The sequence below is a fragment of the Psychromonas aquimarina ATCC BAA-1526 genome (assembly GCF_000428725.1).
GTDB classification, from domain to species: Bacteria; Pseudomonadota; Gammaproteobacteria; order Enterobacterales; family Psychromonadaceae; genus Psychromonas; species Psychromonas aquimarina.
Genome location: NZ_AUAM01000044.1, coordinates 1 through 12,471 on the forward strand (window position 1 = coordinate 1; position 12,471 = coordinate 12,471).

General features: G+C 43.0%; 11 protein-coding genes and 1 rRNA gene. 5 read left to right on the top strand and 7 right to left on the bottom strand.

Annotated features, from left to right (window positions below; translation table 11 throughout):
- The 3 genes from G337_RS0115345 to G337_RS0115355 form a co-directional block, all read right to left on the bottom strand.
- Positions 1–107, bottom strand: a 16S ribosomal RNA gene (locus G337_RS0115345); the annotation flags it as partial.
- Positions 108–699: 592 nt separating this feature from the next.
- Positions 700–987 carry a pyrimidine/purine nucleoside phosphorylase gene (ppnP, locus tag G337_RS0115350; protein ID WP_028864685.1) on the bottom strand — a complete coding sequence of 96 codons (288 nt, stop codon included), beginning with the start codon at positions 985–987 and terminating at the stop codon, positions 700–702.
- A 69-nt stretch (positions 988–1,056) separates the two neighbouring features.
- Entirely contained in the window at positions 1,057–2,973 is a 1,917-nt protein-coding gene (locus G337_RS0115355; protein WP_028864686.1) for an ABC transporter ATP-binding protein, read from the bottom strand.
- A 139-nt stretch (positions 2,974–3,112) separates the two neighbouring features.
- On the opposite strand from G337_RS0115355, the gene G337_RS0115360 reads away from it, so the two are divergent.
- Together G337_RS0115360 and slyD are read left to right on the top strand one after the other, a co-directional pair.
- On the top strand, positions 3,113–3,328 hold the full coding sequence (locus tag G337_RS0115360; RefSeq protein WP_028864687.1) for a YheV family putative zinc ribbon protein: 216 nt from the start codon (positions 3,113–3,115) through the stop codon (positions 3,326–3,328).
- A gap of 25 nt (positions 3,329–3,353) precedes the next feature.
- Positions 3,354–3,977: a peptidylprolyl isomerase gene (gene slyD, locus G337_RS0115365; RefSeq protein WP_028864688.1), complete on the top strand. Its 624-nt coding sequence runs from the start codon at positions 3,354–3,356 to the stop codon at positions 3,975–3,977.
- 113 nt (positions 3,978–4,090) lie between these two features.
- Here the strand turns inward: slyD and G337_RS0115370 are convergent, their stop codons facing one another.
- The 3 genes from G337_RS0115370 to bioH form a co-directional block, all read right to left on the bottom strand.
- Positions 4,091–4,510 carry a hypothetical protein gene (locus G337_RS0115370; RefSeq protein ID WP_028864689.1) on the bottom strand — a complete coding sequence of 140 codons (420 nt, stop codon included), beginning with the start codon at positions 4,508–4,510 and terminating at the stop codon, positions 4,091–4,093.
- 11 nt (positions 4,511–4,521) lie between these two features.
- A complete protein-coding gene (locus G337_RS0115375; RefSeq protein WP_028864690.1) occupies positions 4,522–4,809 on the bottom strand; it encodes a hypothetical protein in 288 nt (95 codons plus the stop codon).
- A 90-nt stretch (positions 4,810–4,899) separates the two neighbouring features.
- Positions 4,900–5,673, bottom strand: coding sequence for a pimeloyl-ACP methyl ester esterase BioH (gene bioH / locus G337_RS0115380; protein ID WP_028864691.1), 774 nt, complete (start codon positions 5,671–5,673; stop codon positions 4,900–4,902).
- Between the two features lie 29 nt (positions 5,674–5,702).
- Here bioH and G337_RS0115385 point away from each other — a divergent pair, with 29 nt between their 5' ends.
- Both G337_RS0115385 and nfuA read left to right on the top strand, forming a co-directional pair.
- A complete protein-coding gene (locus tag G337_RS0115385; RefSeq protein ID WP_245597668.1) occupies positions 5,703–6,482 on the top strand; it encodes a ComFC family protein in 780 nt (259 codons plus the stop codon).
- Between the two features lie 123 nt (positions 6,483–6,605).
- Entirely contained in the window at positions 6,606–7,187 is a 582-nt protein-coding gene (gene nfuA / locus G337_RS0115390) for a Fe-S biogenesis protein NfuA (RefSeq protein ID WP_028864693.1), read from the top strand.
- An 82-nt stretch (positions 7,188–7,269) separates the two neighbouring features.
- Here the strand turns inward: nfuA and G337_RS27790 are convergent, their stop codons facing one another.
- A complete protein-coding gene (locus G337_RS27790; RefSeq protein ID WP_051303282.1) occupies positions 7,270–9,972 on the bottom strand; it encodes a family 14 glycosylhydrolase in 2,703 nt (900 codons plus the stop codon).
- A gap of 598 nt (positions 9,973–10,570) precedes the next feature.
- On the opposite strand from G337_RS27790, the gene G337_RS0115405 reads away from it, so the two are divergent.
- Positions 10,571–12,292, top strand: coding sequence for a DEAD/DEAH box helicase (locus G337_RS0115405; protein ID WP_028864694.1), 1,722 nt, complete (start codon positions 10,571–10,573; stop codon positions 12,290–12,292).
- The last annotated feature ends 179 nt before the right edge of the window (positions 12,293–12,471 follow it).

Consider the following 12,471-nt stretch of genomic DNA (forward strand, 5'->3'; position numbering starts at 1 on the left):
CGCCACTCGTCAGCAAAGTAGCAAGCTACCCTCTGTTACCGTTCGACTTGCATGTGTTAAGCCTGCCGCCAGCGTTCAATCTGAGCCATGATCAAACTCTTCAATTTAAAGTTTAATGCGGTTTCTTTTTCGTGAGAAAAAGAGAACCTAGCTCAATATTACTGACTAAAACTAATCACCGAAGTGATTGGTTATTCTGAATTAATGAATTAATTCGTGTGCCACTAAGTATTGATGTTGCCTTACAAGTAAGGTCTTTGATTTTTTTTGAAATCACATCAACAATAAGTGTCCACACAGATTGTTTGATTAAATTGTTAAAGAGCGTGCCTTTCGGCGAGGTGCATATAATACGCAACCTTAAAACGATGTCAACAGTTTGTTTTAACTTTCAAATCAAACTTCTTTCGTTTTTAGACTTGGTGAGTAGCTCGCGCCGCATCCCGTGTCTGTGGGTGCGCATTATAGAGATTCCGATCACGTTGGCAAGCATTTATTTGTAATTATTTAAATTCAAAGTTCGAGTGAGCAATTAACAAACAAGACGTGCATTTATCAGCTAAATTACGCTTATTTTTTAGCTGGAAAGATTATTATCAATAGTTACAACAGTTGCCTTTCTTAACTGAACAGAAGGATTGAGAACGATAAGTTATAAAAAAAGGAGCTTTCGCTCCTTTCTAATCACGACAACTACCATTATTTTTCATAAAGGCAAAGATAAGCAGTTTGTACTGTAACTTTTACATCAAAGCTGGAATTGCCTTCAACTTCGAATGTTTCACCTGCATTAACTGTTTTCCATTGTGCTTCACCGGGTAATTTTACTGTCAGGTTTCCACTAACTACAGTCATGTACTCTTTAGCACCTGTACCGAAGGTATAATCACCAACTTCCATTACGCCGACTGTTGCAGGTAATGTTTCACTTTGGAATGCAATTGATTTTACATTGCCGTCAAAATATTCATTAGTTTCAAAACTCATCATCTTTCCTTTATAGGTGTAGTTTGTCCGAAAATGATTATGAACAAGCTGAATTTAAAACTCAAGCGGCTAAAGCAGGGACTCAAACTCAGTCTGCATTGTTTCAATCATTTCTTGTGCGTCCATCCAGTTCATTTCCGCTTCTTCAAGCTGTTCTTTAACCTCACCCTGTGTTTTTAACAGTTCAGTTAAACGCGCTTTTTCAGAATGCTCATATAATGAAGAGTCTGCCAGCTGCTTTTCAATCTCCTCAAGCTGCAGAGTGAATTTATCCATTAACTTTTCAGAGCTTGTTAACTGTTTCTTATAAGGTGTTAACTTTTTACGAAATTCTGCTTCCAGGCGCTTTTGTTCCTTGCGGTTAACACTAGGCGAGTTGATTTTTTCAACTTCCTGTTCAGGCTGCTTTTCAATTCGCTGCTGATCAGATAACCAGCGGTGATAATCATCTAAATCACCAACAAAAGGCTCAACTTTCTGATCATGCACTAAATAAAGATCATCTGTGGTAGTACGCAATAGATGTCGATCATGCGAAACTACGACCATCGCACCTTCAAACGCCTGTAGTGCCATGGTTAATGCGTGGCGCATTTCCAAATCCAGGTGATTGGTGGGCTCATCGAGTAATAATAGATTGGGTTTCTGCCACACTAATAATGCTAAAACCAGGCGGGCCTTCTCTCCACCGGAAAATGGAGCGACTTTCTCTAAGGCTTTATCCCCCTGGAAACCAAAACTACCTAGAAAGTTCCGCAATACCAGTTCTTTTTCATCTGGTGCCAAACGCGCTAGGTGCTCAAGGGGAGATTCATCTAAACGTAAGAATTCTAACTGGTGCTGTGCAAAATAACCGATTTTAGCATTCGGGTTAATTTCCAACTTGCCGGAGAAAGGCTGGAGCTGATTTGACAGGAGCTTAATCAAAGTTGATTTACCCGCACCATTTCGCCCTAACAAACCGATACGACTTCCGGGGACAAGGTTTAGTTTGATTTTATCAAGAATTAACAGATCATCGTAACCAGCACTGACTTTTTCTAAAGTAAGCAGCGGCATAGGTAATGCATCCGGCTCTCTAAAGGAGAAACTGAACTGGCTGTCCATATGAGCCGGCAGCAGCTGTTCCATCTTTTCCAGTGCTTTAATACGGCTTTGCGCCTGTTTAGCTTTACTGGCTTTATAACGGAAGCGATCAATATAACTCTGCATATGAGCCATCTGTTTCTGCTGTTTGTCGAATGAGGCCTGCTGCTGCGCTAGTTTTTCAGCACGCTGGCGCTCAAAGCTGGTGTAATTGCCGGTATATTCATGAAGCTGTTTCTGCTCTATATGAATAATTTTATCCACAATTGAATCAATAAAATCACGGTCATGCGATATAAGCACCAGTGTTCCTGGATATTGGCGCAGCCATTTTTCTAACCAGATAACAGCATCTAAATCAAGGTGGTTGGTCGGCTCATCGAGTAACAATAGATCCGAAGGACAAAGGAGTGCTTGTGCTAAGTTTAAGCGCATGCGCCAGCCGCCGGAAAAATCACTGACCGAGCGGCCTTGAGCCTGCTCTGAAAACCCTAAGCCAGCGAGCAGTTCAGCAGCCCGGGATTCAATGGTATAACCACCAGCGTTATCCAGAAGAATATGCATTTCAGCTATTTTAGTACCATCATTATCAGCCTCAGCTTCACTAAGCTTTTCCTGCAGCATTCTAAAGTCTTTATCACCATCGATAACATACTGCAGCGCATTTTGATCTAAAGCAGGCGTTTCCTGCGCAACGCTGGCAAGCCGCCAGTGATGAGGAATACTTAAATCACCACCATCAACATGAGTTTCCTGCTTTAGTAAAGTGAAAAAACTGGACTTACCGCAGCCGTTTGCCCCGACTAAGCCCACCTTCTGCCGAGGGTTGATTGCTGCACTGGCATTTTCGAGCAAAGGTTTACCACCGCGTATAAATTCAATATTACTGGCAACAATCATAAATATGGCTTCTCAATATAATAAGGTATAAAAATTAGGAGTGGATAATAACGGACTTTGCAAACTTGAGCTATAGCCGCTGGTAATGAAACATTATTTGGTTACCATTAGAAAATGATTAATTATACAGATGACTGCCATGGCTTTATCAAAAACAAAAAAACGCTTTATCGCAGGTGCGGCCTGTCCAAAATGTAATGCGCTTGACACTGTTGCATTGACATTAGAAAATGCAGTCGAAACGCTAAATTGTGTGCAGTGTGGTTTTAAACAAACTCAAACACCCAAACAAGCAACCGCAGCTACGCGTCAATTTGAACAGATGATCGGTGTTTTTGATCCGGCTGCAGATTGAGCAAAATTATATAGTGAGAAATAGAATGAAAATTGAAAATGATTTAGTGGTTTCAATCCACTTTGGTGTTGCAGAAGTTGATGGTCACGCACTAGACAGCACAGAAAACGGCGCCCCGCTTGAATATATTCAAGGAACACATTATTTAGTTCCAGGATTAGAAGCCGAGTTAGCCGGTAAAGAAGTCGGTGATAAATTTGATGTAACACTAGAAGCAGAGCAGGCATATGGTCCTTTCCAGGAAGAGCTAGTGCAGCAGGTACCGCGCTCTTTATTTGAAGGTGTTGATGAAATTGAAGTTGGTATGTCATTCCAGGCAGAAACAGACCAGGGACCACGTACAGTTGAAGTTACTGAAGTAACTGACGAAACTGTCAGCATCGATGCCAACCACCCGCTTGCAGGTATGGCATTACAGTTTGTTGGTGAAGTTGTTGGTGTACGTGAAGCCACAGCAGAAGAGCTGGCACACGGTCATATTCATCAAGCCGGCAGCAGCTGCGGCGGTCACAGCCACCAGGAAGAACATGAATGCTGCGGCGGTGATAAAAGTAAACATGCTGAAGGCGAAAGCTGCTGCGGCGGTCACGGCCACAAAGAAAAGAAAGAAGAAAAATCTCCTGAAGGCTGCTGCGGAAGCTGCCACTAAGATTTATTAGCCTTTTAGACAAAACGATTGAATCGCACAACCTTTTTTAGCTCGCACTGTGTGATTCAGTCTATTTTTTACTTTCCTAATTATCCGCACTGCAGACTTATCGACTATATTGCATAGGACACGGTCGGATCCGGCAATGGACTCACCGCATCTTTATAACGCGCCTGAATAACCGACATTACCAGCTTAAAATCGCTAATCCCCGTCAACTGCCCGTCACCATTTTCAGCTTCATAACCCGAAAGTTCACTTCTTCGAGCAAAAAACTGTGAACGCCTCCGCTGCGGAGATGACTCCTGCTGCTCATCTGAATCTGTTTTCTGCTCCTCTTCATTCTGCAGAATACCGCGAGCCTGATCAGAAAACTGCGTTCGGCTTTCATCTTCGCGTAATTTTGTATAGGAGGAGATAATTTCAGTTTTCGGGATTACCGGTTTGATTATATTATCACGCTGCAGACTTTCCGTTGGCGGATGAAACGCAGCTGCGACGGCGGGGGGAAGATGAGCGTTAATATTAACCATAAATGATAATCTTAAACGCTGGTGTCGATCAATGTACCTAACATATCATCTGCAGTGCTGATCACTTTTGCAGAAGCTTTAGCCTGTAATTCGGCAACTTTTAAATTGATTAATTCAGTCGTTAGAGAGGTGGATGCCCGTTCAGCAGATGGAGAGCGACTCTCCGGTGTCTGCGGATTTTCCGTCATACTTTTTTCTGCAATACCCGCATGGGCTATCCGAGCGCTTGACTTACTCAGCTGCGCAGATGCATCTTGAAAACCTGTTAGACCTGAACTATAAGCAGAACGAACATCCATAAATCACCTTCTTAACTACATTATTTAAAGGAAGAGGCTCTATAAAAAGTATGGCACTATCTTAACATAAATAAAAGATTTGTACGATTTTTAATCAGACGCAAAATTTATCACTGCTGTACAGAAGTCATCAGACTCACTGACAAATGGTGCATGTGATGAATTTTCAAATACTTTCTGTTCAGATTCAGGTAATAAACGCAGCATTTCACGACTGGTCTGCACAGGAACCAGGCTGTCAAACTGACCAAACAGCGACAAGCATGGTATCTTTATATGCCTGAATTCAGATCTTAAATCACATTCACTGAGCAGATCTAAGCCCGATAAAAGCGCCGTTAACTGTGCTTTTTCACTCGAAGCCAGCAGCTTTTTCAACATAACCGTATCTTTACGCGCACTCACACAGCCCATTGCCTGAAGCCCGATAAAGCGAGCCAGGGTTTTATCGCAGTTGTTTTCCACACCGGATTTAAAATTATTAAAAACTGCAGATTCAACTCCCGGCCAGTTTTCTTCACTGACAAACTTAGGTGAAGCACTAACCAGAATTAATTTCTGGATTTTCTGCGGATATTTGTGACCGGCATAGGCAGCAGTCAGCCCGCCTAATGACCAGCCGCACCAAACCGCAGAATCCGGGACCACCTGCAGAACAGCATCAACAATTGTCTGCAGGCTGTATTCTTGTAAAGGTGCACTTCGTCCAAATCCGGGTAAATCAACCAGGTGTAAACGAAAATGTTGACTTAACAGCTCAACAACCGGCTCCCATACAACAGAATTCACTCCCCAGCCGTGCAGCAGTACCAGATCTTTACCTTCACCGGTCACCCGGCAATATACAGTTTGTTCTATACTCACAGTTCCTCTCTTTAATCAGGCAGACGCATTTGAATTCAGTTTTAAATTTTATAAAACAAAAATCCGGGAAATTTATTGAGCAGCTTCTACCTGCTCAATGCTTGTTATGTCATTTATCCAGCAATGATAAACTTATCTGCACATATTGCCAAAATGCACTAGATATAAAGAGGCCATGCTGCCGTAAATGCGGCTTACGCCTAGTTAAAACACAAGATTTTTGCGGCGACTGCCTGCAGCAGACACACCTGTTTACACAACTGCATGCACTTGCCGATTATCAAAGCCCCTATTCATCGTTAATTAAGAAATTAAAATATAAAAAACAATTGATTAGCGGAGAACTATTAGGGGAGCTATTAACTTCATCGATCAGCAGTAATGTAGATTTACAGACAATAGCCGACGTTGATTATCTATTAGCTATTCCACTGCACAGAAAGAAACATAAAAAACGCGGCTTTAATCAGGCAGAGATTATTGCCCAAGTCACATCTAGACAACTCGGTATCCCGCAGCTGTTTGATGCTGTCGAGCGTCATAAAAATACATCTGTACAGGAAGGCCTGTCTCTCAAAAAAAGAAAGCAGAATTTAAATAATGCCTTTTCACTCAAACAGAAACAGCGGGATAAACTTGCCGGCACCCACCTTGTTATCATTGATGATGTTGTTACAACGGGTGCAACGGTAAACAGTTTATGCAGGATATTACTACAGGCGGGTGTACGGCGCATTGATATCTGGTGCATATGCAGAACGGCACTGCCGGTACAAAAATTAACAGCAGATAAACAAGCTTCCATTTAAAATTATTTTCACTATCATCAGTAGTTCTCTGACAGGTTAAAATAATCACGACTCTTTGCTTTGTTCTTAAGGGCAATGCTGGTTATAATGCCTGAGTAAATGACTCAAGATTAAGGTTTAACAATGATTGAAATCACTCCTGCTGCACAAGCACATTTTAAAAAGCTACTTGAACCACAAAAAGAAGGTACAAACATTCGTGTGTTTGTTATCAACCCAGGTACACCCAAAGCAGAGTGCGGCGTTTCTTACTGTCCGCCGGAAGCCGTTGAAGGAAGTGATACTCGTTTAAACTTTGACGGGTTTGATGCCTTAGTTGACGATGTCAGCCTGCCGTTTTTAGAAGACGCCTTTGTGGATCTAGTTGAAGAAGAAACCGGCACACAGTTAACGCTGAAAGCGCCTAATGCTAAAATGCGCAAAGTAAAAGATGATGCTCCGTTAATGGAGCGTGTTGAATATGTTATTCAAGTGCAGGTAAACCCGCAGCTGGCAAGTCACGGCGGCTTTATCAAGCTAATTGAAATTACTGAAGATAATGTAGCAGTCATTGAATTCGGCGGCGGTTGTAACGGCTGCTCTCAAGTTGATTTAACTTTAAAAGAAGGCATTGAAAAAGAGCTGCTGGAAGAGTTCTCCGGCGAATTAAATGCTGTTCGTGATGTTACGGAACATCAAAGCGGCGATCACTCTTTCTATAAATAAGCTTTCAAGCTAAGAGCTGTGATAATACCGCACTTAGAATAAGGAGAGTGCACAGTAAATACACTCTCCTTTACTGCACACACTAAATAGAGCGGTTTACCAGAGATTTAAGCTTTTCCAGAGGAAGCCTGCTTTCATCAAAAAAGTTCTGCATGCGTAACAGGGTGATCCCGCCGTATCCCGGATTACGGGTCAACGCTCGCTCCATCTGCTGCCAGCCCTGTTTTCCATAAAGTTCACCAGCCAGTGCATTCTCTCCCATTAACTCGACTCCGACCTCGTGAGCGGCATCTGCCATCCAGTTAACCAGATCTTCAGCTCGAGAATAGCCCTCATGATCTTTGTTTACCATCTCCAGACAAGTAAAGTGAACAACCACTCGGGATAGATATTGTTCAGGAATAATTCCTTTGAGTAACTGCACATATTCACCCGCATTTTTCTGATTAAGATTCGGATGAACACGAATTAACCCGGCAGATATTTCTGCCGCCCGCGGCATTTTAGGATCGCTTATTTCCCAGTGAATACCCGGTATTTTAATGCCTATGGGGACATTCATATAATCACTGTCAGTAAACAGCTTCAAGACCCCCTCAAGCACATCCCGTCCATGCTGTACCAGCTTTGCGTTGTACCAGGTCAGCAGCTCCCTTGCCCAGGCACTATAAATATATTTTTTATTTTCAAATAAACTATCGGCGCTCGGCATAGTGATCTCATCAAAACTGCGATGCTGAGTACCAAAGGTATAATTTAATGCGCCAATAGTGCCGAATTTATTACTTAAATAAACACACCAGTCACGCTGTGCAAGCGGACTGTAACACTGCAGAGTGCCTCGATTAGGGTAATCCCCCCAGTCATGTGCATTGTAGCTTGGGTAACGCAGCTCTCCTGCCGGCCCCATACTTATATTTATTTCATCAATCAGATGCGCCTGGCCGCGATAGTGATCTCGGAATGCCTGCACAAAAGCTAAATAATAAGGTAATACATAGGGATCGGCCCACAGTGAAACATACTCCATTGAAGCATCGCCCGTTTCACTGACATACTGCAGATCACGAACGGATTCAATATCGCGATGCTGTTCCAGTAATTTCCCCCATAACCACAGAGGAATGGTCTGGTTAAAATCGTCATTCACATTTCCTCCTGCCTGGTGAAAGGACAAAATGGGCACCCAGTGCATATTATTGCTGTCAAGCACCTCAACCAGACGATCATAATAACTCCAGTCAAATTCACCAGGATGACGTCCCTCAATAAGCCCCCACCATAGATCTGTGGAAACAGCACTAACGCCGGCTTCACGCAGAGCCTTGAGCTCCTGCTCAAAAAGAAGCCAGTTTTCCTCATCAAGCAGCTGCTTTTGACTGGCGACTTTTAAGTGCAGGGGCGCCATTACCCGGAAAGACTTACGCGCAGCCCCCTGGTACTGTCCCTGCGCATATTTCAACTGCCCAAACTGACGCAGTCGAGCACAGCCGATACCGTCATCCTCATTCAAAATATCCAGATCCCGCAGGATCCAGCCGCAGAAAGTATCCTGCTCCATAACCCTTTCTAATAAATTATCCCATTCAGTGTGCTGATTCAGCTTCACCTGCTGGCTGTTCCCAGTAATAAGCTGAAGATTAAGATCTTCAGCTGCCGAGATAAGTGCACAATGATTCTGCTGAGTTGATTCATCCAGCCCGCAGATAAGCAGACGAGTTCGAGACTTCCAGGTACCGTTGAGTAAACGAGAAAAGCTCTGCCGCCAGTTATTTTTTTGTGTCTCCTGATCGGCACATAACTGCGGGGATAACCCTGACACTAATTCCGCAATTTCAGTGCTGTTTTTAAGATCTGGTAAATGCAGAGCAAAACGTAAACCCAGGGTGGTTTTCTGCCACTGCTTGTTAAATACTTTATCGGCCAGTGCAAGTAAGCGCTGACCATGGTCCATAAGACTCTTATGATACCAGCGAAGAAAGTAGTTAAAAGCTTCACTCCCGTTATCGATGTCCTGGTGCAGATGTTGTAAATAATTCAGCTGCCGATCAAAGAAATCATCACTCATTAACTGCTGATATAAGCCCTGCTGCTTAAGGACAGGTTCACTGCTCACCAGCTGCTCGATATAGTGCTTAAAATCCGCTTTAGCCGCCGCACTAAAACAAGGCAGCTGCAGAAAGTCCGGCCCTTCACTATAAAAACCTAAAAATGGATAACGCAGCTCACCTTCGGGACCGGCACCTAAATTGATATGCGGAATATGTTCAGACAGATCTGAAAAATTACGCTGAAAACCAGATAATAAGCGTTCGAAATAGGGGAGAAGCAGGTGATCGCTCCATAACGATGTTGCGGCAAAACTATCCTGCCCGTAACTGTCAATATACTTAATGCTTTCAGCCGCATCATCTGACAACTCGTTAACTAATAGTCCCCACAACCAGTCCGGCAGCAGGTTTAACAGGCTTGAATCGTTTAAGCCTGTTGCCGCAAAATGGAACTCTGGAATAACTTTCAGGCCCTGGCTAATACAGATATCGATCACTCTACGATAACTTTCCCAGTTACTTGCCTGATCTGCACTATTAGGGCCGTATGGTTCAACAACCCGCCAGCTGACAGGCAAAATAACTGCATCAACGCCCAGGGATTTTGCGCGTTTCAATTGTTTTATAAAGGCTTTGTTCCAGGGGTTATTACTTTTACTCAGCAACCCCAGACGACGAATAAAGCTAGCAGGCATTTGAATCCAAACCTGCAGCGCTTTCTGCATATTCACCATAGTAATATTCCTTAGTTACTAAAAAGAGTTATCCATAAAACATCTATTACAATAATGTGAGTTCAATAGTTAGTCCCCCTCCCCTCTTCTACGCCCCCTAAATAATGCAGGCATTAAAATTTAATAAGCAGGCAGTCCATCAGAAATACTTGCTCTATTAAGTCCGCTATTAGCTTAAAAAAAGCTGAACTCACACAAGCAGTCAATCCCCGTACAAGTGACGCGGCGGCATCAAGCACTTTAATAATCAAAGTCACATCTCTAAAAACAATTACAAGATGCATGAAAAAGTGTTTAGCAAGTCTTTTATTCCAAAATTCGACGAGAAACGTCTTTTTTTTATAATTTTGAGCGAGACATCAAAAATAACACGGGCATTTTCTGAGCAGTTCGAGTAGAATGCGCCCCCTCGCAAAAGGTTCGTCCTTTAACAGATGCGAAATATTCAGATTAAACCTGCTACGCGGTATATAACGCGAGAATTAATAGATGGTTTCAGTAGATTATTGAAATTATTGAGGTGACGTAGGTATAGGCTGAATTTAGTGTATTTAAGTAACAAGTTAAATACGATTTAAACCGAACTCATGAGGCCGCTATGTCAGAGTCAAAAAATACAGAACAACAAACAATTACCTTTTCAGATCTAAACCTGCCGGAATCAATTCTTAAGGTTGTTTCAGAATTAGGTTATGAAACACCTTCTCCAATCCAGGAACAATGTATCCCGCACCTTTTAAACGGCGAAGATGTCCTAGGTCTAGCGCAGACGGGTACAGGTAAAACAGCAGCATTCGCACTACCATTACTTGCAAATATCGATATCTCTGCAAATCATCCGCAGGTACTAGTACTTGCACCAACACGTGAACTAGCAATCCAGGTTGCCGAAGCATTCCAGACTTACGCACGTCACCTGCGCGGCTTCCATGTATTACCTATTTACGGCGGCCAAAGCTACGATATTCAGTTCAAACAGTTACGCCGCGGACCACAAGTAGTAGTTGGTACTCCTGGCCGTATTATGGATCACCTGAAACGTAAAACATTAGATCTTTCAAACCTTCAGGCATTAGTACTGGATGAAGCTGATGAAATGCTGCGTATGGGTTTCATTGACGATGTTGAAACGATCATGAAAGATATGCCGGAAACGCGTCAAACAGCGCTTTTCTCTGCAACTATGCCGGATCAGATCAAACGTATTACTAAACGTTACATGAACAAGCCGACTGAAGTTAAAATTAAAGCTAAAACTTCAACAGTTGAAAATATCGAACAGAAATGCTGGATTGTACGTGGTGTTAATAAACTAGACGCACTAACACGTATGCTTGAAACAGAAGAGTTTGACGGCGTAATCATCTTTGCCCGTACTAAAACAGCCACTGTTGAACTAGCTGAAAAATTAGAAGCCCGCGGCTACCGCAGTGCGGCGTTAAACGGCGATATGAACCAGCAGACTCGTGAACGTACTATTGCGCGTCTAAAATCCGGCGGTTTAGATATTCTTGTTGCAACTGACGTTGCGGCACGTGGTCTTGACGTTGAACGTTTAAGCCTGGTTGTTAACTACGATATCCCGACTGATACAGAGTCTTATGTTCACCGTATCGGCCGTACTGGTCGTGCCGGACGTAAAGGTAAAGCAATCCTGTTTGCAGCACCGCGTGAGCGTCGTTTATTAAAAGCAATTGAACGTGCTACTCGCCAGGAAATCACCATCATGGATCTGCCGACTCGTGATGAAGTGACTAAAACACGTATCTCTAACTTTGAAGCACAAGTTGCGGCTGTGTGTGAAAGCGAAGATCTTACTTTCTACCGTACTTTATTCGAACAGATTGAAAATAACAGTGAGCTTGAAGAGATAGATTTAGTTGCAGCTCTTTTATACATGGCGCAGAAAGATAAACCACTGCAGCCGGTTGAAGAAAAATTTGTAGAGCCTCGTTCAAATGATCGTTTTGATCGTGGAGATCGTAACGGGCGCGGTCGTGACCGTGGTGATCGCCGCGGCGACCGAGGACGTGATCGTGCCGAGCGCGGCGGTGATAAACCTCGCGGACGCGGACGCCCTACAGATGTTGAACTAGAAACCTACCGTTTAGATGTTGGTCGTTCACACGGTGTACAAGTTAAAAACATCGTAGGCGCAATTGCTAACGAAGCAGATATCAACAGCCGCTTTATCGGTGATATCAAGCTGAGTGATGATCATTCAACAATTGAATTACCGAAAGGTATGCCGGCTGATACATTAAAACATCTTGAAAATGTTTATGTCTGCAAACGTCAGTTAAAAATTAAAAAGAACTAATTAATTTTGGTTTATAAATTAAGGGTGCTTTTCAGCGCCCTTTTTTGTGCCCGCAGATAAGTTCACTTAGACAAAAACTCTTAACATAAATAAACAGTAATAATACAGCGGCTAGGATCTAAATAAGATGGAAGGCTGGAGAAGAAGAAAATATGTCAGAAAGGAAACAGGGGGTAATA

Excerpts from the sequence above, each read along its gene's own strand:
- ppnP (WP_028864685.1), bottom strand. The coding sequence starts at position 987 with ATGAGTTTTGAAACTAATGAATATTTTGACGGCAATGTAAAATCAATT.
- G337_RS0115355 (WP_028864686.1), bottom strand. The coding sequence starts at position 2,973 with ATGATTGTTGCCAGTAATATTGAATTTATACGCGGTGGTAAACCTTTG.
- G337_RS0115360 (WP_028864687.1), top strand. The coding sequence starts at position 3,113 with ATGGCTTTATCAAAAACAAAAAAACGCTTTATCGCAGGTGCGGCCTGT.
- slyD (WP_028864688.1), top strand. The coding sequence starts at position 3,354 with ATGAAAATTGAAAATGATTTAGTGGTTTCAATCCACTTTGGTGTTGCA.
- G337_RS0115370 (WP_028864689.1), bottom strand. The coding sequence starts at position 4,510 with ATGGTTAATATTAACGCTCATCTTCCCCCCGCCGTCGCAGCTGCGTTT.
- G337_RS0115375 (WP_028864690.1), bottom strand. The coding sequence starts at position 4,809 with ATGGATGTTCGTTCTGCTTATAGTTCAGGTCTAACAGGTTTTCAAGAT.
- nfuA (WP_028864693.1), top strand. The coding sequence starts at position 6,606 with ATGATTGAAATCACTCCTGCTGCACAAGCACATTTTAAAAAGCTACTT.
- G337_RS27790 (WP_051303282.1), bottom strand. The coding sequence starts at position 9,972 with ATGGTGAATATGCAGAAAGCGCTGCAGGTTTGGATTCAAATGCCTGCT.
- G337_RS0115405 (WP_028864694.1), top strand. The coding sequence starts at position 10,571 with ATGTCAGAGTCAAAAAATACAGAACAACAAACAATTACCTTTTCAGAT.